General features: G+C 54.2%; 23 protein-coding genes. 21 read left to right on the top strand and 2 right to left on the bottom strand.

From position 1 onward, the window contains the following. Positions 1–50 precede the first annotated feature (50 nt). The 14 genes from KVT38_RS02345 to KVT38_RS02285 all read left to right on the top strand — a co-directional run bounded on the left by KVT38_RS02345 (position 51) and on the right by KVT38_RS02285 (position 12,063). Positions 51–872, top strand: coding sequence for a copper amine oxidase N-terminal domain-containing protein (locus KVT38_RS02345; RefSeq protein ID WP_217592082.1), 822 nt, complete (start codon positions 51–53; stop codon positions 870–872). Between the two features lie 174 nt (positions 873–1,046). After that, positions 1,047–1,778: an MBL fold metallo-hydrolase gene (locus tag KVT38_RS02340; RefSeq protein WP_217592081.1), complete on the top strand. Its 732-nt coding sequence runs from the start codon at positions 1,047–1,049 to the stop codon at positions 1,776–1,778. Between the two features lie 20 nt (positions 1,779–1,798). After that, the gene (locus KVT38_RS02335) at positions 1,799–2,794 is read left to right on the top strand and encodes a hypothetical protein (RefSeq protein WP_217592080.1); all 996 of its coding nucleotides are present in this window, start codon (positions 1,799–1,801) and stop codon (positions 2,792–2,794) included. A 279-nt stretch (positions 2,795–3,073) separates the two neighbouring features. Next, positions 3,074–4,519: an N-acetylglucosamine-specific PTS transporter subunit IIBC gene (gene nagE / locus KVT38_RS02330; protein WP_217592079.1), complete on the top strand. Its 1,446-nt coding sequence runs from the start codon at positions 3,074–3,076 to the stop codon at positions 4,517–4,519. Positions 4,520–4,547: 28 nt separating this feature from the next. Further along, positions 4,548–5,705 (top strand): N-acetylglucosamine-6-phosphate deacetylase, encoded by a 1,158-nt coding sequence (gene nagA / locus KVT38_RS02325; RefSeq protein WP_217592078.1) that lies wholly within the window; start codon positions 4,548–4,550, stop codon positions 5,703–5,705. Positions 5,706–5,725: 20 nt separating this feature from the next. Further along, a complete protein-coding gene (locus KVT38_RS02320; RefSeq protein ID WP_217592077.1) occupies positions 5,726–6,589 on the top strand; it encodes a PRD domain-containing protein in 864 nt (287 codons plus the stop codon). A 21-nt stretch (positions 6,590–6,610) separates the two neighbouring features. Continuing rightward, positions 6,611–7,111 carry a PTS sugar transporter subunit IIA gene (locus KVT38_RS02315; RefSeq protein WP_217592076.1) on the top strand — a complete coding sequence of 167 codons (501 nt, stop codon included), beginning with the start codon at positions 6,611–6,613 and terminating at the stop codon, positions 7,109–7,111. Between the two features lie 34 nt (positions 7,112–7,145). After that, on the top strand, positions 7,146–7,430 hold the full coding sequence (locus KVT38_RS02310; RefSeq protein ID WP_217592075.1) for an HPr family phosphocarrier protein: 285 nt from the start codon (positions 7,146–7,148) through the stop codon (positions 7,428–7,430). Beyond that, a complete protein-coding gene (gene ptsP / locus KVT38_RS02305; RefSeq protein WP_217592074.1) occupies positions 7,427–9,193 on the top strand; it encodes a phosphoenolpyruvate--protein phosphotransferase in 1,767 nt (588 codons plus the stop codon). The genes KVT38_RS02310 and ptsP overlap by 4 nt, the downstream gene beginning before the upstream one ends. Before the next feature lie 13 nt (positions 9,194–9,206). Beyond that, positions 9,207–9,878, top strand: coding sequence for a helix-turn-helix domain-containing protein (locus KVT38_RS02300; protein ID WP_217592073.1), 672 nt, complete (start codon positions 9,207–9,209; stop codon positions 9,876–9,878). A 64-nt stretch (positions 9,879–9,942) separates the two neighbouring features. Beyond that, positions 9,943–10,701, top strand: a complete 759-nt coding sequence (locus KVT38_RS02295; RefSeq protein WP_217592072.1) for a GNAT family N-acetyltransferase — start codon at positions 9,943–9,945, stop codon at positions 10,699–10,701. An 82-nt stretch (positions 10,702–10,783) separates the two neighbouring features. Then, a complete protein-coding gene (locus KVT38_RS35495; RefSeq protein WP_254638915.1) occupies positions 10,784–11,263 on the top strand; it encodes an SRPBCC family protein in 480 nt (159 codons plus the stop codon). 3 nt (positions 11,264–11,266) lie between these two features. Then, on the top strand, positions 11,267–11,479 hold the full coding sequence (locus KVT38_RS02290; RefSeq protein ID WP_217592071.1) for a hypothetical protein: 213 nt from the start codon (positions 11,267–11,269) through the stop codon (positions 11,477–11,479). A gap of 224 nt (positions 11,480–11,703) precedes the next feature. Beyond that, positions 11,704–12,063: a hypothetical protein gene (locus tag KVT38_RS02285; protein ID WP_217592070.1), complete on the top strand. Its 360-nt coding sequence runs from the start codon at positions 11,704–11,706 to the stop codon at positions 12,061–12,063. Here KVT38_RS02285 and nudK read toward each other — a convergent pair. Beyond that, positions 12,058–13,023 carry a GDP-mannose pyrophosphatase NudK gene (gene nudK / locus KVT38_RS02280; protein ID WP_217592069.1) on the bottom strand — a complete coding sequence of 322 codons (966 nt, stop codon included), beginning with the start codon at positions 13,021–13,023 and terminating at the stop codon, positions 12,058–12,060. The genes KVT38_RS02285 and nudK overlap by 6 nt on opposite strands. Then, a complete protein-coding gene (locus KVT38_RS02275; RefSeq protein WP_217592068.1) occupies positions 13,020–14,207 on the bottom strand; it encodes a MerR family transcriptional regulator in 1,188 nt (395 codons plus the stop codon). Before KVT38_RS02275 ends, nudK begins: the two co-directional genes overlap by 4 nt. Before the next feature lie 249 nt (positions 14,208–14,456). Here KVT38_RS02275 and KVT38_RS02270 point away from each other — a divergent pair, with 249 nt between their 5' ends. The 7 genes from KVT38_RS02270 (at position 14,457) to KVT38_RS02240 (ending at position 24,281) form a co-directional block, all read left to right on the top strand. Then, positions 14,457–16,142 (top strand): CehA/McbA family metallohydrolase, encoded by a 1,686-nt coding sequence (locus KVT38_RS02270; RefSeq protein ID WP_217592067.1) that lies wholly within the window; start codon positions 14,457–14,459, stop codon positions 16,140–16,142. 117 nt (positions 16,143–16,259) lie between these two features. Further along, positions 16,260–17,870: a response regulator gene (locus KVT38_RS02265; protein ID WP_217592066.1), complete on the top strand. Its 1,611-nt coding sequence runs from the start codon at positions 16,260–16,262 to the stop codon at positions 17,868–17,870. A gap of 35 nt (positions 17,871–17,905) precedes the next feature. Then, a complete protein-coding gene (locus tag KVT38_RS02260) occupies positions 17,906–19,642 on the top strand; it encodes a sensor histidine kinase (protein ID WP_217592065.1) in 1,737 nt (578 codons plus the stop codon). A gap of 315 nt (positions 19,643–19,957) precedes the next feature. Beyond that, the gene (locus KVT38_RS02255) at positions 19,958–20,848 is read left to right on the top strand and encodes an ABC transporter permease (protein ID WP_217592064.1); all 891 of its coding nucleotides are present in this window, start codon (positions 19,958–19,960) and stop codon (positions 20,846–20,848) included. Between the two features lie 30 nt (positions 20,849–20,878). Next, positions 20,879–21,766 carry a carbohydrate ABC transporter permease gene (locus KVT38_RS02250; protein WP_217592063.1) on the top strand — a complete coding sequence of 296 codons (888 nt, stop codon included), beginning with the start codon at positions 20,879–20,881 and terminating at the stop codon, positions 21,764–21,766. 66 nt (positions 21,767–21,832) lie between these two features. Continuing rightward, complete coding sequence (locus KVT38_RS02245) at positions 21,833–23,536, top strand: extracellular solute-binding protein (protein ID WP_217592062.1); 1,704 nt, start codon at positions 21,833–21,835, stop codon at positions 23,534–23,536. An 85-nt stretch (positions 23,537–23,621) separates the two neighbouring features. Continuing rightward, complete coding sequence (locus tag KVT38_RS02240) at positions 23,622–24,281, top strand: histidine phosphatase family protein (RefSeq protein ID WP_217592061.1); 660 nt, start codon at positions 23,622–23,624, stop codon at positions 24,279–24,281. Positions 24,282–24,323: the final 42 nt, after the last annotated feature.

Here is a 24,323-nt window from a genome sequence, read left to right as displayed (position 1 = left end):
TAATATGCAGGTACGTCTAAGAGTTGAAATTCATCATGGGAGGTATCATCGTGAAAAAGAAAACGAAGCTCTTGACACTCGGACTTGCGGCGTTGTTGGCGGTAGGAAGCGCTGCGGGCATTCAATCGAAACCGGCTCAGGCGGCGGCCAAAACGTATCCGGCTCTGCTTAAGATCAATGATTATTACGTGCTTTACACGTCGCCGAAGGCGCCGTATGTGGACAAGCAGTCGCGCATCATGATCCCGCTGCGCTCGATCAGCGAGTTAGTCGGCGCCAAGGTGGGCTATGAGGCCAAGGCCAAAAAGGCGACCATCGTTCTAAACGGCAAGACGGTTCAATTTACGATCGGCTCCAAGACGGTCACGGTCGACGGCAGTTCCGCTCAGATGGATACCGTGCCGGTATTGGACAAGGGTTCGATCTTTATCCCGGTCAGCGTGCTGTCCAAACATCTCGGCATCAAGAGCAGCATCGATCCGAAGACCAAGATTTATTCGATGACGGGCGATAACCTCATGCAGACCGATATGATCAAATACGCGCTCGAAGACACCGAGACCGGTGCGATGGTCACGCCTCCGGGCAAAATTGCGAGCAACAACGCGTTTGCGCCCGTCTCCTACACGTACGACGATAAAAAGGACAGCTTCACGATTAAAGCCAAGAACATCACGGGTACCGATGTGCCGAAGGGCGAGGCAGACGTAGCCGCTTACCTTGTCACCGACGCGGGCGTTCAGTTCCTGAACCCGAAGCGGGAAAGGCCGGCCGTCAAAAAGGACGGTATCGTCACGGAGAGCATCCAGAACGGAGCGATCGGGGAAGACGTGAATTATTTGCTCGTGAAAGGTCGTTTGTTGGACCGCTAAGACCCCGTAAAGAATGAACGGCGTCAATGACAGAGAGCCGCTGGCGAGGTCGACACTCGCCAGCGGTTATTTTAACGGAAGGAGTTCGCTGCGCTTGGCGTTGCGTATGATTGTTTTCGCTCTATCTATCATTAACTACAGACAAAGATGAATCAAAATTCAGGAGGGAAAATCATGCACGGCTGTCACCTATTGTCGATTGAAGTAATCACTTACGGCGCGAGTCAAATGATTACACCTGTATTACTGCAGGACGGCAATGAATGTATTCTTGTCGATTGCGGGTACCCGGATTCCATTCCCCAGCTTGCACAAGCGGTGGCGGACGCCGGATTCACGTTGGAACGCATTACGAAGATCATAGCGACGCATCATGACATCGACCACATCGGGTCGCTCGGGGCATTAAAGCGAATGTTGCCTAACGCCGACATTATCGCGCATGAAATCGAAGCTCCTTATCTCGAGGGGACGCTTAAGTCTCAACGACAAGCCCAAGCAGAATCGACGCTGCATGAACTGCCTCGGGAGGCGGTGCCCGGGGCAGAGCAATTCATCGCGTTGCTCGCATCCGTCGAGAAGGCGGCGGTCGATCGCCAGGTTCGTCATGGCGATGTGCTGCCGTGGTGCGGCGGCGTCGAGGTCGTTCATACGCCCGGTCATATGTCGGGCCATATCTCGCTCTATTTGCCTGCTAGCAGGACGATGATCGCGGGCGATGCCGTCGTGATCGAAGAAGGCGAGCTTCGCATTGCCAATCCGCAGTACACCCTAGACTTGGAAGAAGCGGTCGCATCGGTGCGACGGCTCATGTCTTATGAGATCGATACGCTGATCTGTTACCATGGCGGATGCTTCCAAGGGGACGTACAGGAGGCTTTGAGGGATTTGGCAAGTCGCTATTAGACGTGAAGGAGAAGAAACGCATGAAGACCCGTCCAAGAACCCTGATACTGCTATTGATCTGTTTCTTTATTTCGTTAGCGGCAAGCGCCAATGGATATGCGGCTCAATCCGCGGTTATCAAGTCCTCTTCGACAAGCCGTCAGTTCGGCGGGGCGCCTTTTGATCCCGAGCGGACGTTCCAAGAGAATAACACGGAGTTAAAAGTACAGGAAAAAGGCGACTACACCATCGTGACCTGGTCGAAAATATACTCGCCCGACGGTCAGCATATCTATATGAGCGTGGCGAAAAATAATAAGTGGCTCTTCCGCGGGAAAGAGGTGCTTACCTTTAGTAAAGCCGGCGACAGTCCATCGAAAACGATCGTTTTCGCGAACAACTATATTTTTTTCGGCGATAAAAAGAGCCTTCAAGTCGCAACGATTAATCTGGAAGATGGTCAGCTCACTAGCCAAAAAACGCTGCATGTCTGGGATAAGCCTGCAAGTTCCTATGCCACGACGAGGAAGTTTTTCCCGATCGAAACGAACGACCGTTCAGGCGTCATCTATGAAACTGAAAAGGGGAAATACGAGATTGTCTTTGAGGGTGAGCTTTCGAAGCCTTTAAAGATAGACGATCCAAAAAATAAGATCAAACACAACATCGGCTCGGAATTCGTTTTGACCTCCAAACGAGACCGTCTTATTTTCGCCAGCCCGACCGTTACAACCGTCTTCAATATCAAGAAAAAAGACATGCAATACGATGCGCGGGGATACGATTGGATCTATCGGGGGATTTCATTTTATGACAGCGGAAGATTCTACGCTCGCGAATACAGCGATCCTTTTTCCATTCAAGCCATAGACGAAAATTTTAAAGTGCTTTCCAAAACGACATTTAAGGCTCCTGCCGCGTCCGCCGGTTATTTTGCGGGCATAACCGTAAAAAACAACGTTGTGAGGGACTGGAACTTTAACGCTTTCCAGGGCACGAATTCGCTGCAAGTGACGAACTTCAATCTTGGCAAGTAGATCGGAAAGATAACAAGTGCGATCCAAAATTGTATTGACTACGTTAAATGAGATAAGATATAGTAATATTAATTATAAACGCATCGGCGTGTTACCGTTTTACGGGCATGAGCCAAGGATCGAATCTCCTCCGGGGGATTTGGGTCTTTGGCTTTTTTTGTTTCCTGCATGGGGGATTGATGAGAGAGGGGACGCTGGAGATCCGTGTCGGCACGAGGCCGAAGACACGAACAAGATAGAGAAATCGGATGACAGATCGGGGAAAGGGGATGAAAGAACGTGCTGGTGTTTTTGCAGAAAATCGGAAAGGCCCTTATGCTTCCCATCGCTTCATTGCCTGCAGCTTCGCTCTTGCTGAGGTTCGGAAATATCGACTACGTCAAGGATCTGGGTCTGGGCAGCAATGTCGGGGGATGGTTGAACCATTATCTTGCGCCATTCCTTAATGCCGGAGGCTCGGCGATCTTCGGGAATCTTCCGCTGATCTTCGCCATCGGCGTGGCGATCGGACTAGCGGGGGACGCCGTCGCCGCGCTGGCGGCGGTCATTGCTTATCAAGTGCTGGCGAATGTACTAAAGGCCGTGCCTGTAGCTTTCTCATTCGTTGGCGAAGATGCCGATATTAATATGGGGGTGATCGGCGGTATTGTAGCAGGTCTTGTATCCGCCTTCCTGTACGCCCGGTATCACAAAATCAAGCTGCCCGACTGGCTCGGATTTTTCAGCGGCAAACGGTTCGTGCCCATCGTGACTTCGTTCGTCATGGTGATCGTCGGTCTCGTATTGGGCGTCATCTGGATCCCGATTCAACAAGGCCTGGACGTCTTCGGCAGATGGGTCGTCGATTTGGGCGGCATCGGATCCATGATCTATTTGACTTCGAACCGTCTGCTCATTCCATTCGGTCTCCATCATATTCTGAACTCCATTGCATGGTTTCAAATCGGCTCCTATACGGATGCGGCTGGCAATGTCGTCCATGGCGATCTGACGCGGTTCTTTGCCGGCGACAAGACGGCAGGCATGTTTATTACGGGTTTCTTCCCGATCATGATGTTTGCGCTCCCGGGCGCCGCATTGGCGATTATTCACACGGCCAGGCCGGAGCGAAGGAAAGATATCGCTTCCGTCTTCGGAGGGGCCGCACTCGTGTCCTTCCTCACTGGGATTACGGAGCCCATCGAGTTTGCCTTTATGTTTGCAGCACCGTTTTTGTTCGTGATCCATGCCATCCTGACCGGGGTCAGCGGACTTATTATGGCAGCCCTGGGCGTGAAGCTCGGAGCGGGATTCTCCCAAGGGCTGATCGATTACCTCATCAATTTCCCGCTCGGCACAAAGCCGATTCTTATCCTGCCCGTCGGAATCGCTTTCGGACTGGTGTATTATGCGATGTTCCGCTTTATCATCGTAAAATTCGACTTGAAGACGCCCGGACGCGAGAACGCCGAGGAACAATCCGAACCGCGGGATACGGCCGCGGGAAGTTTGCAGGCTAAAGCGGTCGACGTATTGGCTTCCGTGGGCGGGGCGGACAACCTTCATGCGATCGATGCCTGCATTACGCGGCTGCGCCTTGTGGTGAAGGACGAGAAGGCCGTCGACGACCGCAAGCTAAAGGGACTGGGAGCAAGCGGCGTGATGCGGCTGGGGCAGGGCGCCGTGCAAATTGTGTTCGGCGTGCAGTCCGAAATGTTGAAGGATGAAATCAAAAAAATCATATAGCGCCCAAGATGAAGGAGAGGAAACGAAAATGACGACATGGCTGATTTCGAATGTGAGGGCCGTCCTGCGCGACCGAATCGTCGAAGACGCGGAGGTGCTGATCGAGGACGGAAAAATCGTCGGCATTTCGGAAAAAATGGAAGGCGGCGCAGCTTCTTCCGCCCTGCAGCATCTGGACGGTCAAGGACAGCTGCTCATTCCCGGGATGATCGACGTGCATATACACGGCGCCAAGGGCTTCGATATGATGGACGGTTCGACCCGAAGCGTGGAGGAAGTATCCCGGGCGTGCGTGGAGACGGGCTGTACCTCCTTCCTGGCCACCTCCGTCAGCTCTACGCTGGAGCAATTCCTCGGAATGGCCAAAAGCGTAGGGGAGGTAGCCGGACGCGAGCCCGGCGCGGCGATTGCGGGCATCCATATGGAAGGGCCTTACCTTCATCCGAAGCGCAAAGGGATGCAAAACGAGGCGTATTTACGCCATCCCGACCTGAATGAGCTGGAGACGATCCTCGCGACTACCGGTGACCAATTAAAAATGGTAACGCTGGCGCCCGAGCTGCCTGGCGGGCTGGAAATGATCGAGAGGCTGGTCGCCAAAGGCATTGTCGTCGCGGTTGCCCATTCCGACGCTACCTATGAGCAGGCCAAAACGGCATTTGCCGCAGGAGCGAGCCATATTACGCATTGCTTCAACGGCATGCGTCCGATCCATCACCGGGATCCGGGGGTGATCGTGGCCGCTTTTGAGGAGGACAAGGTAAGTTTGCAAGCGATCGTGGACGGCGTCCATCTGCATCCGGCGATCGTGCGGCTCATGTATCGGCTGAAAGGGCCTGAAGGCGTCGTCCTGATCACGGATGCGCTGCAGGCGATGGGGATGGGAGACGGCACTTATCTGTTCGGCGGCCATCAAACCCGCGTGGAGGACGGCGTGGCCAGGCTGCAGGACGGAACGCTGGCCTCCAGTACGGTGACCATGAACTTGGCCTTGCGCAATACCGTTGAATTGGGCGTACCGCTTTGCGAGGCGGTCGCCATGGCGACGAGAACGCCCGCCGACGTATTGGGATTATCAGGCAAAGGTCGAATCGAGCCGGACTGCGACGCGGATCTGGTGCTCCTGGACGAATCGTATGGCGTGGTATGGAGCATGGTCGGGGGCGAGCTTCGCTATCAACGATGAGCTAAAGTGAGGGATGATCGATGGGTTCCGGGGGCCGCCTGAAAATCGAACGCGTCATTGGAAACAACGTGTTACTAGTTTTGGATGAAGCGACCGGCCAGGAGCTGGTTCTGCTGGGCAAAGGAATCGGCTTCGCTTCCAAAGACGCTTCTCCGCTGCTTGCAGACGATCCCCGAATCGAGAAGCGGTTTCGTCTGGACGATCGGGATCAGATGAAGGACTATCAGACGCTTCTTGAAGGCATACCCGCAGAGGCGATCCGGATTTCCGAGCGGATCATCGAGTTGGCGGCCGAGCGTTTTGAGCGCCAGATGAACTACAAGCTCTACCTGGCCCTGCCGAGCCATATCCATTTCGCTGTCTATCGACTGAAGAACGGCATGGACATCGTAAACCCCTTTTTGTATGAAACGAAAATGATTTTTACGAGGGAGTATGAAATTGCCTGCGAAGCTGCAGCCATGATCCGCGAAACTTATCGCGTCGACATTCCGGAGGATGAGATCGGGTTTTTGTCCTATCATATTCACTCCGGCATCGCCGACGTGTCCGTCGGACAAATTATTAAATATACCCATTTAATCAATAGTCTCGTAGCCGCCATCGAGCAGCGTGGCCGGATCCGGATTCCCCGGGAAGGGACGGATTATGCCCGGCTCATCGCTCACTTCCGCTACATGATCGAAAGAATCGTGAACCGGAAGACGACGCCCAATCCTTTTATGCGGGAGATCAAAAAGACGAGGCGTCAGGAGTATGCGCTGGCTGTGGAATTGAGCAAGTTGATGCAGGAACAGCTTCATACGAAAATTCCGGAAGACGAGATCGGCTATATGGTCATGCACTTGTATCGTTTGTTTCAGGCCTTGTCGTCTACCCCATAAAAGAGCAGGAGGAAGGCCAACATGCTGTCCAAATGGCTGAAGCCCAAAACAAATCGCCAGAAAATAACGCTGCTTGCTCCGCTAAGCGGGCAATCCGTGCCCCTCTCCGAAGTTCCCGATGCGGCATTCTCGCAGGGACATATCGGGAAAGGGCTTGCTATTCTCCCTTCGTCCGGGAGATTAATCTCGCCCTTGTCCGGAACGGTGGTGCATGTCATCGATACCGCTCATGCCGTTATCCTGGAGCACGCATCCGGCGTGCAGATTTTGATCCATATCGGCATCAATACGGTTAGCCTGCGGGGCAGAGGCTTCAGCGCGCGGGTCAAGACCGGAGACCGGGTGGTGGCCGGTCAGGTATTGATCGAATTCGATCTCGGCTTGCTGAGAAGCGAAGGATATTCGGCCGTTACGCCGGTCGTCATCGTTAACGAACATTTGCTGGCCGCAGACCCGGAATGCCATTACGGTGCGGTCAATGTCGGCGAGATGGGTTTGCTTGCTTTTGAGACAGAAAGATAACCGCGCCAGACAGGAAGGGATGGAATGGATAGAGATGCAAAAACAATTCGTCATTCAAAATTTGCTCGGTCTTCACGTACGCCCGGCCAAAGCCGTGGTCGCGTCGGCTTCGCAGTTTAATTGCACGATTCAAATCGAGAAGGAGGGCGTCCAATTTAATGCGAAGAGTCTGGTCGGCGTCCTTTCGGCGGGCATCAAATTCGGCGATACGGTAACTTTGATCGCCGAAGGAGAAGGGGAGGCGGAAGCGATGAAGACGATCGGCGACCTGCTTGCATCGCCGATCGAAGAGAATCCAGCCAAGAAGGTGCAGCCATGATTCTGCAGGGCGTCCCCGCTTCCGCGGGATACGCAATAGGCAAAGCGCGCATCATTCGCGAGGAGGTCTCGCATCAGCCCGTCGCCAAGATCGATCCGTCTACTGTAGCGGGGGAGCTTGAACGGCTCGAAGCGGCGTTAGCGCGCGCCGCGGATGAGCTTTCCCGATTGCATGCGAAGTGGATCGGCGACGGCCGGGAACAAGAAGCGGAAATTTTCGAGGGCCATCTGTATTTGATACGCGATGAAGAACTGACATCATTAATCCGGTCAAAAATCGCAGACGATTATTTTCAGGCCGAATTTGCCGTTCGTGAGGCCGCGGAAGACATTGCCTCCAGATTGAGCCGATTGGACGATCCCTATCTTCAATTGCGCAGCGCGGACATTCGGGATATCGGCGATCGCATCTGCCGCTGTTTATCGAATAAACAGGAGGAGCGGGCTGCGCCGGGCAGCGAGCGGGAGATTCTGATCGCCGAAGATTTGCTGCCTACTTACATCGCGCAGCTGGATAACGAGGTTGTCGTCGGATTCGCCACATCGCTGGGAGGGGCGACCTCGCACACTGCGATTATCGCCCGTTCCCTGGGGCTGCCCGCCGTCATCGGAGCCGTCACGAATCTGGAGCGGATCGAGGAAGGCCAGACGATTATTGTGGACGGCGTCGAAGGAAAAGTGATAGTGGACCCGTCCGAAGAGGATCTTGCGTCGTATGGCGAGTTAAGGGAACGGTATCTTCGCCGGTTGAACGAGCTGCGCGCGTTTGGGAATCGACCGACGCGAACGAGCGACGGTCACCTTGTTGAATTGACGGCGAATATCGGGTCGGTCAAGGAGGCTTCGTCCGCCGCCGATTGCGGAGCCGAAGGCATTGGCTTGTTCCGGACCGAGTTTCTGTTCATGGAGCGCAACGATCTGCCGGACGAAGACGAGCAGTTTGAGGTCTATCGGGACATCGTACAGGCGATCGGCCCCGAAGCTCCCGTTGTCATCCGAACGATGGATATTGGCGGAGACAAGGAACTGCCTGCGCTGAATTTGCCCAAAGAACAAAACCCGTTTCTCGGATTCCGGGCCATTCGGATCAGCTTGGAGAAGATGGACCTCTTTAAAACGCAGCTTCGCGCGATCCTGCGCGCAAGCGCCCTGGGAAACATCAGCATCATGTTCCCTATGATCTCGACGATGCAGGAGTTAAGCCGCGCGATGGAGGCGGTGGAGGCAGCAAAAAGGGAACTCGCAGAACAAGGAGTACCGTTCGACCGCGCCGTTCCGATCGGCATCATGATCGAGGTGCCGGCCGCGGCGATCCTGGCCGACCGCTTTGCCAAGGTTGTCGATTTCTTCAGTATCGGAACGAACGATCTCGTTCAATATACGATGGCGGCCGACCGCATGAACGCGAAGGTTATGCATATGAATAACGGCTTGGAGCCGGCCGTATTGAGGCTGATCTATAACGTCATTCAAGCCGCCGTCGCCGAGCGGATACCGGTGGGCATGTGCGGGGAAATGGCGGGGCAGCCGCTGGCGATTCCGCTGTTGCTAGGGATGGGATTGCAAAAATTCAGCGTGAGCGGCGGGTCCATATTGGCCACGCGCGAACTCATCTCGCGGATCGATCGGCGCGAAGCGCAAGAGCTGTTGAAGGATGCGCTGGAGCTTGACGATCCGGACAAAATCAAAGCGTGTGTAGAGAAGTGGTATGCGAACCGGCAAGCGTCGATTATGATGGAGGTAGCGCTTGGGAAATCGCAATGAAGGATGTTGTCCGATGAGTGTGTTAGATGACTTTGGCTTGCGATTAAAAGAGCTGCGGCTTAGATCGAACATGTCGCAGGACACGCTCGCCGCCCGCTCGGGATTAGACCGCACCTACATCGGCGGCGTAGAGCGCGGCGTTCGCAATATTTCGCTCAAAAACATCGAACTGATTTGCAATACGCTGGATGTCGACATCGGCTATTTTTTTGATCACGAGCGCTTCTCCCTGCATGCGGCTTCTCTCAAAAAAGAGCTGGAGCGGCCATTCCAGGATCGCTTCAATTATCGTGTCGAGACAGCGGACAATCTCATCGCTTGGCAAGTAACCGGCGCGATCAGCTCAGATGAGATTATACAAATCTCCGCGGATCTGAAAAACGCCTGTCTGCGGCTTGCGTCCGGCAAAGTCAAATTGCTGGTCGACAATCGAAAGATGATCGTTCACGGGCAACCGATTGTGTTCCAACAGGAGGTCAGAGAGAAATGGGAGGAGCTCCAGCGGTGGTTCCTGCCTCATTGCGAGCAAGTCGTCGTCCTGTGCAACTCCAGGCTGATGCAAAACCAAATGAACCGGCTGGCCAAGCGGAGCGGGATTATCAAAGTGCAAAAAAGCTTATTCGTCGAGGGAGAAGCATGGTTGAACGAGAAGCTTGAACCGGCCTCATTGTTCGAGATGCGTTAAGCATCCATGTTTCTGTTCTGACGGATTAACGGGAAGGAGGAGAATCAATCTGAATCGAGACCCTTTGATTGTTCTGTTTAACGAAGAGATGCGAAAAAAGGCGGTTTATCCGGGACTCTATAACGAGGCGGCCGGTCCCGTGATTCGTTGCTTATCGTCTAATGGCGGAGATAACCTCGTTGTCTACTCCGAGCTCGATGCGGCCAATGCGGATGATGTTATCGATGAACAACTGCGATATTTTCGGCAGACCGGCAAAGCGTTCGAGTGGAAAATGTACGATTTCGACAGTCCTCCTGATCTAAGAGAGCGCCTGATCGCCAAAGGGTTTGAGCAGGGAGAAGCGGAAGCCCTCATGATTTTGCCGTTGCGGGACGACCATGAGTTATTGCGTATTGGCGCATCTTCGTTTGTACGCCGTATCGCCAAGCCGCAAGAAATAGATGCTGTAGTTCGTTTAGAAAATGCCGTATGGCAGGAATCCCATGCCGAATTGGGTGTGCGACTGAAAGAAGAACTGGCCGCTTACGCCGATCAGATGGCCGTCTTCGTTGCAGAAGAGAACGGGCAAACGGTATCGGTCGGCTGGATGTATCTGCATGAAGGTACTTCGTTCTGCAGTCTGTTCGGAGGCGCGACGCATGCGGAATTCCGTGGCCGCGGTTATTACGCCGCTCTTTTAGCTGCGCGCGCCCGGTTGGCATGGGAACGCGGATTCCGAACTTTAATGGTGGATGCGAGTGCGGCATCGCGTCCCATATTGGAGCGGAAAGGATTTGTTTTTACGGGTTACTCTTACCCTTATTATTCTCCCGCTCCATAACTTTCATATTTCCGAAGATCCTTGATCCTGTCACGGGTCTTCTTTTTACTGGTCAATTCTAAAAAGTATGGTGATATGAGTCATGCCCATTATTCGTTTAACCACGCTAATCCATGCCCCCATTCAGATATGCTTTGACTTGTCGCGGAGCATAGATGTCCATATGGAATCAACTTCACATACAGGGGAAGTTGCCATTAGGGGGCGAACAAGCGGTCTTATGGAGCTTGGGGAGACTGTTACATGGGAGGCGACCCACTTTCTCGTTCGCCAACAGCTTACATCGAAGATCACGGCGTTTGAACCTCCTTATCGGTTTGTAGACGAGATGGTAAGCGGCATTTTTAAGAGATTCAGGCACGAGCACATCTTTGAGTCAACTGCCGACGGCACATGGATGACGGATATTTTTGACTACACCTCACCGTGCGGGGGACTTGGCAGATTGGCGGATGTGATCTTTTTACGGTCGTATATGCAGCGATTGCTTATAAAGAGGAATAACCACATTAAATATAAGGCTGAACAACATTTGCTTGATACCAATGTACGAGGAGGTTGACCGATGGGTCCTGTCGAGGTCACTTTCTACAGAAGACCTCTTCAAGAGATTCTTAACGTAACGTCGGCTTCGTTCATTATCGATCAAATCGTCGAGCCAAAACCAAGCCTGGCGTTCAAAAATGTACCCGGGGCGCAGGAGTGGTATACGAAGTGGTTTGATCGTCTGGCAACGAATCCTCATTTTTTGATCGTAAAAGCCTATAAGCCGCGATAAACCTCCCGCCATCGTCCAATAAACATTGGAATAACCAGAGAAGACGCGTGATCCGCCACGGGTCTTCTATTTATTTTCGTCCGGCCTCCCGCATTTTCGTGTCGACGTCATACATGATGACTGTACGTATCTGGTAGAGATTTCGACATTCCTCTATTGTAGGAGGATAGCGCGTCTGTATGCTTGGCGGGTCTCCGAGCGTTCAATAAGGGAGCATAGACAGAATGGAAAAAAACGCGGCAACAGGCAAGGAGACACATCGTGAATTGAAATCTAAACCCAGCAATGTGGTGCCGCTTGTACAAAGGGATGCGGAGCTTGCGTACCAGGCGCCTGAACAACTGATGAAAGTAGCTTATCTTCTATGGAAAATCATCGAATTGGGGGACCTCTTGGAGCATCCGGTGCCGCTCGAACAACTGGAAAGAATTATGGAAGAAATGGAACAGATCCGTATGGAGTTAGAGCGGCTTAACGGGTCCTTCCGGATCGTGAACGCGGACCTGCAGCGACTGTCGGAAAAGCTGGACGGGCTAATCCGACGTCAGCGAATGGGTCCGGACGCTCCTTTCACCGGATTATAAATGCGGAAGCTCCTCTAATCGTTCATAAACAAGCAGCCCTTTCTCTCTTGCGATGCGAACCATTTCATCGGCCCCCGCAGATGCGCCCCCGACTCGGAGCACGGCATCGCAGTGGTCCAACAAGCGAATCGAAGAGGGATGGAAGATGCGCGTGAAAATCTCGTCGCCGAGCGCTTGCGATCCCGCCGCAGCGATCAAAGGCAATGCGTACCACTCTCCCAGCACCGGCAGGTGACCGGCTTGATACACTTGCAAGGCGATCTCGTTCATGCGCTTCATATTTTCTTGTATTTTTGCAGGGTCGTCGTTCGTTCCCGAACGGTAGGGGCCGGCAATAAGAACGTGCAGCGACTTAGCCGCCGTCGTCTGCAGAAGACCATGAATCCGGGCGTATTGAAGCAGCATGATCGTCTTGGCGTCGCGGATCTCTCCGTTTTCGACCATCTGCAAGGCTTGGCGGTAAGGGAGCTCCATCACCTCGATGTTCTCCTGCTCCTCGTCGAGTCCGCCGCCCGTACCGATTGCCATATCGTCATCGTATTCCGCGACGAAGAAGTGCAGGATTTCCGTCACGGAGCCTGGCGACATATAGGCCTCTCCGATCTTCTGCACGCCCTTGATGCGATATCCCGTTTCTTCCTCCGTCTCCCGCAGAATGCTTCTTTCCGGCGTCTCCTTGTCGAGCAGCCCGGCACAGGCTTCGATTAACAGGCCCGTCCGGTTCCCGTTCTTGTAGGTCGGCATGCGAAATTGCCGCGTTAACACGACCGTTTGTTTTTTTCGGTTATAGAGCAGGATCGTCGCGACGTTGCCGCGGTCGTATACTTCGCGGGATTGGGTCTCCCATTGTCCGTTGCCCTTCTCGTATTCGAACGTGACCTTCTTTAACACATACCAGTTGTCCGACAGCAGCTCTTCCTTGACGATTCGCACCTGCGGATGCGGCTTCGTTGCGTTCATGAACGTTTCCTCCCCGTGAATATTCCGTTTTCTTTGGTCATACGAAAGGTTCCGGCTTGTTCCAACAACTTCTCGACATGGTCGCGGAAGTACTCCAAGGAAGGGCCGACCAGCTTTTCTCTCGCGTTCATAGGTGTCGAGGTCATATATTCAATGAGAGGTTCCGCCTCGTTGACAAGCAGCTGGTCCTGATATTGGAGCAAGCGAAGCTCGGTAAAATAGGGGGCGAGATAGGCCGCCCCGTTGTCGAAATGGAACCTGAATATGGCTTGGTCCAGGACACGAAGATCAGGATCGAAGGAAACGGCTATGTCCTCCAGCTCTTGCAGATGCCGCGTGCTCATGGTAGAAGCGCAAAGCAAGCCCCCCGGCTTTAGGACGCGATGGATTTCCTCCACGGCAAGCGGGAGATCGGCGACATGGTAGAGCATGTTGTTGGCGAGCACGAGGTCGAATTGTTCCTCGTGAAAGGGAAGTCGCTGGACGTCGGCCGGCAAAAACACGAAGCGGGGCTCGTTGCCTAACCGGGAGCGTGCCGCCTCGACCATGCCGTTCGACAGGTCGGTCAGCGTCACGCGCCAGCCCGCCGGAATCCGGTCGGCGTTGCGCTGCCAGAAGGTCCCGTCGCCGCAGCCGACCTCGAGTATGCGGGCATCCGGAGACTGCTCCAGCTTATCGAACAACCAACGATGCCACCCTTGCGGATTCGTGCTGAATTTGTCGTAGAGGTGAATGCGGGATTGCAGACGCGTCGACGTCCGATATTGCTCGCCCCAGTTTTCTTCCGTTTGGGCGGCTCGAATCAGTTCTTCGATATGCGCCCAATCGGTTTCGTTTCCCAACGTTCCCAGCGTCTCGCGAATCGCGTGCGCGAGATGTTCCGCATGCGCGATCTTCTTCTGCAAGACGTCAAGCTGTGCTTCCAGGGAACGGCGCATTCCCGCCTCGGATAAGGATTCCTGATGTAAAATGTTTTTGATTTCTTCAAGCGGCAGTCCTACGTACTTCAAGGTTTGTATCCGCTGCAGGCGTTCCAGGTTGCGGAGCGTGTATTTGCGCGCGTCGCCCTTCAGATGCTCTTGCGGCGACAGGAGCCCGATCTGATCGTAATATCTCAACGTTCTTAGCGTGATCCCCGTGCGTCTGGCGAGTTCGCCGGTAGTCAGATACTCTTCATGGGTCAAAGGCTTTCTTCCTTTCTGGCGTGCTGATCCTGCTTAATCTAAGTATATCGGGTGACGTTACGTAACCTGCAAGCTATTATTTACCGTGTCCATGCCGTTTTCGCTATTTATCGAAAATATTCATTTCTATCGATGCAGGCACGAGAAAAAGTGAACGATAGCGATACGCATCGATGGATATTTGAATGGTGGCCCCTCTCCCAACTTATATAATGGATGTAAGCTCCAGGGTATGGGAGGATTGAATTTATGAAATTAAAGGTGCAAGTCTGCGATAAAAACAAAGAGTCGATTCCTTGTAAAATCGACTTATATCCGTTGACCGGCGAGGACGATTCGGTCGCGGACCGGGATCGAGCGGAGACCGTATACAGCGGCGGACGGCATGAATTCGAAGTGGAAGCGGGCGCTTATGCGATCGAATGCCAAAAAGGCAAGCTGTTCGTGCCGGCGCGAGAATCGGTGATCGTCTTGAATGAGGACGTTGCGGTGGATCTCGTTCTGGAGGAGATCATCGATACGAGAAGTCTGGGCCTATACGCGTTTGACGCGCATTCACACGTTACAAGGAACGAGAGAAGCGGCTGCAACCCTATGCGCGCCGCCGACGTCATGAAAGCCGAAGGCTTTCATTTCTTTTTTGCCGGCTCTCCTTACGACGCCGAGACGCTGCTGGAAGATCGCGAGCCGCCGCTCTCAGGGGGAAACGTACCGTATCGGGAGAGATTCCGCGATCTCCTTGAAGCCTCGAACAATGAAAACTTTACGATGGACATCGGCAACGAGATCGTAAAATGCCGGTACGGTCATACGTTCCTCATGAATTACGAGCAGAAGCCCCCGTTCAGCAAATATTACGACCGTGCCTGGGATCCCTGGCTGTTCACCAAGATCGGCGACGAGCCGAGTTACGAGATTTTGTATCCGTACGAGGCGCTGGCCGAGGAAAGAGGGAACAACTCGGTCGCGGTAGCCGCGCATCCGACGAGCTGGTGGGACCACAAGGGCGAGTTCATCACGAATATCGCGACGACGTTAGGCTTCGATATTCTGGCGCGATCGATCGACGCGATGGTCGTTATGGGCTACGACGCGGATCACGTTCATTACCAGAAGCTATGGTACGAGGTGCTGAATCAGGGATACTTCATGCCCGGCGTCGCGGAGATGGATCTGACGTTCGATGCCCTCTCGCAGAAGCATCTCCGGTTTAAGACGTATGCGTATGCGGATTCGTTCCATATCGACGCTTTATGCACCGCGGTCAAGGCAGGCAGAAACATTGTCACGACCGGCCCGATCGTCCAGTTATTTGCGAACGGCCAAGGCCCGGGCTCTGTGTTCCCGTACGCGGCAAGCGAGACATTCCGCCTTCGCGTCGAAGCCGTCGCCTGCTATCAGGCGCCGCTAAGCCGGGTTCAGCTCATCGTGGGCGGCGAGGTTTGGAAGGAATACGAAGCGAACGATGCCCGTTTTGAAGCGATCGAAACGCTGAGCGTCGACGGGGACAGCTTCGTGCTCGCGAAGGTTTATGACGGCGCAGGCAACGTCGCGATGACGAATCCCGTGTACTTCCGGAACAAGCCGTTCGAAAACGAAGCCTTCAAGTCGAACCTGACCGTGCACGTAGCCAAGGACGGACAGCCGGCAGAAGGCGCGTTCTGGATCGGCGGGCAGCCGGAAAAAACGCCGTTCTCGGAACGAATCGACTGCCGGATCGACGTCGCGGCCGACGTGCATATCGAGGTCGACGGCGTGGTGCGGATCGTCAAGCTGTTCGAGCTGGAGGAGCTGCAGGCCATCTTTAAAAACTTGTACTTCGGCTACTTTAACGAGGACCGCCGTTATGCGCCTGGAGAGGTGCCTGCCTCCGCCTTCGAATTGGGACGAATCAAAGAGATGCTGAGCAAGGTCGACCTTCGGATTAGCTTCTAGCCCGGCCCGGTACGCTCGAACGTCCCGGCCTCCGATTATTTTTATATCCCTTTTAAATTTGTTTGTTATATTTAATGGCATAACGATTGAACGACAAACGAAAAGGAATCGGGGCCCATGATTAAACTGCTGATCGTCGAAGACAACGATTTTGAGCGGAATGCTTTGCAAAACTACATGAATTGGGACATCCTTGGCATTCGGCAGGTGGAGACCGCGTTCAACGGGCTGGACGGATTGGAAAAGGCGCGCGCGCTCATGCCCGATATTATTATTAGCGACGTTAAAATGCCCGGCATGAGCGGGATCGAGATGGCCAAGCAGATCATTCAATTTTGCCCGCAGGTGAAGATCATCTTCTCCAGCGGGCATGAGGACGTCAGCCTCATGCAGGAAGCGATGGAGGTCAGGGCGTTCAGCTACTTGATCAAGCCGCTCAAGCAGGAGGAGCTGACCGCGCTCATCAAGAAGACGACCTCGATCCTCGTCGACGAGAAGCTCTCCCATGTCGAGAACAACAAGATGATCGAGCAATTCAACAACAACCTGCGCTACCTGCAATCCAGGTTTCTGGAAGAGCTGATCGTGTCGGGCCGAAGCGCCGACGATTCCCGGTCGATCTACGTGCAGGCGAACGACTTGAAGCTGAGAATGATCGGCATGTACAGGCTTGCCCTGATCGAGTTCGACTTCGGCGAGGATGCGGACATTTTTGAAAATGCCAACATTTTGAACGTCATTTTGTACGGACTCGAGAGCGCCCAGCGTTTTAAAAACGCGATCTTTCTGAAGAAGTCGGGCAAAGGCGTCATCGCGCTCCTTCATACGCTGGTCAACGGAGACGAAGAGAGCGCCAAGGCAGTCGGGGAGATCGAGGCGGAAATCGAACGCTTGTCCAAGGAAAACAGCTACAAGTACATCATCGGCGTCAGCGATCTGTTCGCCAATCTGGACGAGCTGCACCTGGCTTACAAGCAAGCGCGGACGGCAGCGAGAAAAAGGGTCGAGCTGGGCTACGGGCGAATCGTCTATTATGCGGACGACAAGGAAGCGGCCGCCGCTTCGTCCGGGTCGGAGCCGCTGAATCCGAAGGCGGCCATCTCGCAAATGATCGACCGGGTATGCGAGGGAGACAGCAACGAGGAAGAGACCAACCGTCTCATTCAGTGCATGCTCGTCGAACCGAATAAAAATATCGACTACGTGCAAAGCTTGTTTATTTATCTGTTCTCCAATCTGTCCAAGCGGATGACGGGCATGGACGAGAGCTTCGAAAAAATCGCCGAAAACGAGATCGACATTTTCAAAAACATCATTAATGCCAAGACGATACCCGATATGATCGTGTATACGAGCAAAATCCTGGTCTCCGTATCCTCTTATATGGGCCGGAAAAGGCTTAATAAAGACGACTACATCATCAAAGAAATATTAGACATCCTGAATCGCGAGTACCGGGAGCCGATCACGCTGACCTATCTGTCCGACCGCGTCTATTTGAGTCCGAACTACCTTCGGATCCTGTTCAAGGAGAAGATGGAGATCAGCATTCAGGAATACCTGACCCGCCTGCGGATCGGCAAGGCCAAGGAGCTGCTCAAGGAAACGCGTTACAAAATCCACGAGGTAGGCGAGAAGGTCGGCTACGAGAACAGCACCTACTTTAACATCGTCTTTAAAAACTACGTTCAAATGACGCCCGGGGAATACCGGAACAAGCATATGTAACGAACGGCACGGCGCATAGAGGGTGATGAGGGAGAATGGAGCTCGCATTAAGAAAAATGGATTTTAAATTTTTTCACATCCTGCTGGCCATCAATATCGTGATCGTCCTCGTATGCTCCGTCACGATCAGCTCGATCATCTCCGGCAGATTGAACCGGACGCTGAACAGCCAGAACGAGGAATTCATGCGCTACGCCACTTCGCAGGCGCTGAACGGCATCGAGAATATCATGAAAAACTGCGAGCTCACCGCCCGAAACCTTTACTCCGACAGCACGATCGCCAGACTTTTTTTGGGCAAAAGATCAGGCAACGTCGATTATGCGCTTTTCCAGCAGTTTATCGACATCAACAATCTTTTTGAAAACTACGTGACGACGAACAACGATATTAAAAGCATCGCCCTCTATAAAATCGATCCGGACCTCATCACGGACGGCAAAAACGTAAGGAGCATCGAGAGCTTCAGCCGGCAGGACCTGATGAAAAAGGCGATCGACGCCCGCGGCAAAGACGTCTGGGTCACGTTCGACGAGGACGGCGCGGGCACGAAGATCGTATTGCTCAAATACATCAATATCAACCGGCCGGGCGGCGTGCTGGCCATCGAATTGAATCAAGACAGACTCAGCAGTCTGTATAAAGCGGACGGCGACGCGAAGTACTTGATCTACCTGCTGAGCGAAGGGGACATCATCTTCAGCTCGAACCCGAGCGTATGGATCAACAAAAAAACGCTGGACGACGTGGAAAGCAACGCGCAAACGGCGCAAACCTTCGCGAAGATCAAGCAGGGAAAAGACTTTTATTATACGTATCACGGTACCGTCAACAATGCGTTGACGTCGGTCATTCTCTACGACGCCTATAAGCTGGAGAAGGAAAAGCGGTCTATCGGCAATTATGTGTTGCTGTGCACGTGCTTTTTCATTTTAATCGGCGTCGTGCTGGCGATCCTGTTCTCCAAGCGATTCTCCCAAAGCATCGAGAAGCTGGTGCATAAGATCAAGGCGGTCGAAAAAGGCGAGCGGCATATCGTGCCGGGCACGAACCGGATCCGCGAGGTAGCCGCGCTCGATCAGACGCTGTGCAGCATGGCGCTTCGGATCGAAGGACTGACCGAAAACATCACGAAGACGGAACGGCAAAAGGTAGAGAGCGAGATCAAATATTTGCAGATGCAGATGAACCCGCATTTTCTGTATAACCTGTTGTCGGCTGTCCGGTGGATCGCCTTCGGCAAAAACGAAAATAAAATCGTCACGATCATCGACCTGCTGAGCGACTTTTACAAGATCGTGTTGAGCCAGGGCCGGGACATTATCCCGATCGGCTCCGAGATCAAGCTGATCGAGTACTACGTCGCGCTGCAGAACCTGTGCCACAGCGATCAGATCCGGCTGGACGTGCGCGTGGACCCCGCGTTCGAAGAGCTGCCGATCAGCAAGATGACGATCCAGCCGTTCGTCGAGAACAGCATCGTCCACGGCCGCATCCACGGGAAAATCATCCATATCGTCGTGGATATCCGCAAAACGGAGGAGCGCTTCGCGATCACGATCCGCGACGACGGCATGGGGGTCAAGGATAGCTTTATCGAATATATCGAGCGGCTCAATCGCGGGGAAGTGCCGGACAACAGGGTCGGGTACGGCGTCACGAACACGTTTATGCGCCTCCGCCTCTTCTACAGGAGCGCCAGCATTCGCGTCTATCCCGGCAACCCCGGCACGGTCGTCGAGCTTCAATTTTCCGTCGATGCGCAGCACTGAACAATCTTATAGCGCAGCTTCCGCAGCAGACTCCCATCGTGGCGCGATATAGGCCATGTTCGGGAAGTCTGCTTTTTGCTCGTTTGTCCTTTGTAGGATTTTGCCGAAAAAGAGAGTTTTGTTTCTATAGATTATGTTTATATTTATGCATTTTGGATTGAAGAAACGAATGCGAATCGCAATAGAGTTCGATGAATCCTTAAATTGAAGTCCAAGCGGCCGCCCACCATAATTGAAGTATGCAAGCCGGCAAGCGAACGCGAGGCCGGGATACAACGGGGATAGGGGAGGAGTTCGTTGAGCGTCCTAAGGAAGATGAAAAGACAAAGAGTCCACCTGCTCTTGCTGGTACCCTTTCTCTTGTTCATGGTGATTTTTAAATACGGACCGATGTACGGTTCACTGCTCGCCTTCCGTGAATTTTCCTATCGAACGCCGTTCGGCGGAGATTGGGTCGGTCTCAAGTACTTCAAGACGTTTTTTAACAGTCCCGACTTCTCCTTCGTCTTGCGCAACACGGTCGTCATCAGTTCGTTAGGCCTGGTGTTCTCCACGGTGGCGGCGATCGCGTTCGCGATCATGATCTGCGAAGTCAGGAACGCGGCGTACAAGAAGGTCATTCAAACCGTCTCTTACCTGCCGCACTTCATCTCGTGGGTCGTCGTGGCGGGCATGGCGATGACGATCTTTTCCATCGACGAGCTTGCGCCGCTGAACTCTCTATTGCTCCGGCTGCACCTGATCGACAAGCCGATCAACTTCCTGGGAGAAGCGGATCACTTCTGGCCGCTAATCACCAGCCTGAGCGTATGGAAAAACATCGGCTGGAATTCGATCATCTATATTGCGGCGATCGCTTCCATCGACAAGCAGCTGTACGAATCCGCCATGATGGACGGCGCGGGCAAGTTCAGGCAGATTCTGTACATCACGCTGCCCTCGATCCTGCCGACGATCATTCTGCTCTTTACCTTCGGGCTCGGCTATATCCTGAACGCCGGCCTCGACCAGCAGCTTTTCCTTCAAAATCCGATGAACATGAAGCATTCCGAAGTGCTCGACACCTACGTTCTGAAATACGGTCTGCAGCAAGCGGCATACTCCTACGGAGCGGCCGTCGGCCTGTTCAAGAGCGTCGTGGGCCTGGCGCTGATCGTGCTCTGCAATTACTTTTGCAGAAGATTTTTAAAGACGGGCATCTTCTAGGCGCTGTCTAAAAGCAATGGGGGAACCTGGATGAGAGTGACATCAGGAGAACGGTTGTTTTATATCGTCAACGGCTTCATCTTGCTGTTGATCGGATTTCTCGCCGCCTATCCGTTCTGGAATATCTTCGTCGTGTCCTTCAACGAAGGCAGGGACGCCATGAGAGGCAGCATCTACTTCTGGCCGCGGAAGTTTTCGCTGGAAGCGTACCGCGCGATTTTTAACGAAAGCAACCTGGTGCATTCGACTTACGTCAGCATCGCCCGTACGCTGCTCGGTACGATCGTCGGCGTCGTCTGCACGGCGATCCTGGCTTACCTGCTCTCCAATCGGGAGCTCATCTTCAGACGATGGATCCTGTTTTTCTTCATCATCACGATGTACTTCTCGGGCGGGTTGATCCCGGAGTTCATGCTGATTCGGGACCTGCACCTGTACAATAACTTTCTCGTCTACATCATCCCGGGTGCGATCGGCGTCTGGAACGTCATGGTCATGCGCCAGTTTTTCGAGGATCTGCCTCCGTCTCTGGCCGAATCGGCGAGAATCGACGGGGCTTCCGAACTAAGGACGCTGCGCAGCATCATCCTGCCGATGTCGACGCCCGTACTGGCCACGATCGCGCTCATGATCGGCGTCGCCCAGTGGACGACCTGGTTCGATACGTACATGTATACTTCAGGTTCCCAGGAGCTCTCGACGCTGCAGGGCGTGCTCGTCAAAATATTGATGGAAACGCAAATCCAGTCGACCGACCCCACCCAGGCGGCCAGGCTGGAGCAATCCGGCGCCATCCTCACGCCGGAAGTCATCAAGATGGCGACGATCACCATCACGACCGTGCCGATCGTCATGATCTATCCCTTCTTGCAGAAATACTTCGTAGGCGGACTCACCGTAGGTGCCGTGAAAGGATGATAGGCTTATCGGAACCACCGATAGCCTACTATTCATAAAAACAAGTTGAGAGGGAGAGGCAAAAACATGAAAAGGTACTTGAAGTCGGCCAAATCCATGGCCGTCGCGGCGATCTGCGTCGCGATGCTCGGGGCATGCGCCAACAACGGGGGAAAAAACGCAAGCGAGCCGAGCGGCTCGAGCAGTCCGAGCAGCGCAAGCCCGCCCGCCAGCAGTTCGGCAGCGCCTACGAAAGAAGCGCCGATCACGCTGACGATCGTCAACTCGGGCGGCGGCACGCCGAGCTTCCCGACCGGCGATCCCTTCTGGGAGAACAACCCCGTCGCCAAGCAGATCGAAGAGAAGCTGAACATCAAGCTGAAGTGGGACGTATTCTCCGGCGTCGGCCAAGACAAGCTGAACGTGATGCTCGCCAGCGGCGACTATCCGGACATGATCATGCTGTCGGATCCGACCCGCGTCATCGCGGACAAGATCGCCATTCCGCTTAACGACCTGATTGAGCAATACGGCCCCGACCTCAAAAAGAAGTACGGCTCCGCCCTCAATATGCTGAAGCAAAGCGACGGCAACATCTACCACCTGACCAACAGCTACCTGCCCGAAGGCGCCACGCCTCCCGGCTACGGCTACAGCCTGCAGGTCAGAACGGATATTTACGAAGCGCTCGGTTCTCCCAAGCTGGAGACGTCGGACGACGTATACAACTATCTGAAGCAGGTCAAGGAGAAGTATCCGAAAACGGCCGACGGCCAAACGATGTACCCGCTTAGCGGCTTCAACCGCAACTGGGGATCGCCTTACTACGCCATGATCGCGATGGCCGGCTCTCCCGCAGATTCCAAAGTGTATGTCGGACAGGACGATTCGATCAAGTTCTGGCCGAAGGCGCCTTGGGGCAAGGACGTTCTCCAATTTTACAACAAGCTGTACCGCGAAGGCCTGATCGATCCGGAAGCCTTCACGCAGGACTATGCGACCTGGCAAAAATCGAAGCTCTACCCGGCAAGAGTGGCGGCCCATATCGGCGGCTGGAACCAAACGTACGACGTATTGAAGACGTACACCGACGCGAAGCTCCCGAACGCCGAAAAAATGTACTTCCAAAACTTCGTGTTCAAATTCCCGAGCGGCGACAAGCCGGCCGTCTTCTCGGTCAGCAAGAAGGGCATCGGCGCGCTGGTCATCACCGACAAAGCCAGACATCCGGAAGCGGCGATGAAGCTGCTCAACTACCTCACCACGGAGGAAGGCAACTTCCTGGCGATGAACGGTCCGCAAGGCATTCAGTGGGACATGGTCGACGGCAAGCCGCAGCTGGTCAAGTCCTACCTGGACCGCTGGCTGGCAGGCGAGAAGCAAGTGAACATCGAGAAGGAAACGGGCATGGGCCACTACGCAAGATTGGTCGGCTCCGACCTGGGCAAGACGAGCTGGGGCACGTATTGGATTCTGAAGGACGACCCGGTCGCCACGAACAATACGAGAGCGCAGCAAAGAGACCAGGAGCTCGGGCCATACTGGTACGACGCCACCACGCTCGGAGATCTGATGGCCGGCGCGGATACGGATACGATCGCCAAGCAGCAAGCTGTGGACAAGCGGCTGTACGAGAACGCCTACTCCGTCATCCTGGCCAAGACCGAAGCCGAGTCCGCGGCCGAGTACGACAAGTACGTGAAGGATCTTGACGCCGCTGGCGCCGTTCAGGTCGAGGAATACATGACCAAGATGCACAAGCAGTACGAGCAGCAGCTGGCAGGCAACTAACAAACCGGCTTATGCGCGAGAAGGCAATGGGTGGAGACAACAACCTTCATTCATTGCCTTTATTCGTGAGCGAAGGAGAAGAGCGATGCGACTCACATTGATCAGGCACGGCCATATGGCGGGGGATCCGTTCGTCTGCCCCGAGCGCCCGGTGTCCGGCTGCCTGTCGGACGACTGCGGCGTGCTGCAGGCGGAGGAGACGGCGGCGGCTTTAAAGGACGAGATTTACGATTATGCATTCTCTTCGCCCTATGGCCGGGCGCTGCAAACCGCCGAGATCGTCCTGGCCGGCAGAGAACTGGATATCCGGATTCTGCCGTTCATGCACGAATGGATGCCCAACCGCGAGCTGGAAAAGCTGCCGAGCACCGCCTTCGAGGCGATGCAGCGCGAAGCGGGAGGCGGCTATGCGGAGGAAATGTGGAAAACCGAGATGGGCGAAGGCTATTACGACATGTGCGCGAGGATCGTCCCCCCTTTCCTGAAGGCGTTAGGCGAGATCGGCTGGCACAGCCGGATGGGCGGCTTCGTGCCGGATGAGGACGCCAAGTCGCGCTCGGCGGTCGTGTTCGCCCACGGCGGCTCGCTCGGCGTGCTGCTCGGCTTCCTGCTTGGCGTCCGGGCCTTTCCGGTCAGCAGCTTCGCGTTCGAGCACACGGGAATCGCGACCATCGATTTTGCGGAACGGCGCGGCATCTATTACCCGCAGCTGGTCCTGCCTGCGCTGCATCGGATCGGCAAATAAGGCCGAACCGGCTATACACCACTATAGAGAAGAAAGGGATCG

Origin of the sequence: Cohnella sp. GbtcB17, from assembly GCF_019091135.1 — a bacterium.
Lineage (GTDB): Bacteria > Bacillota > Bacilli > Paenibacillales > Paenibacillaceae > Cohnella.
This window is presented reverse-complemented; position numbering and strand designations above follow the sequence as displayed.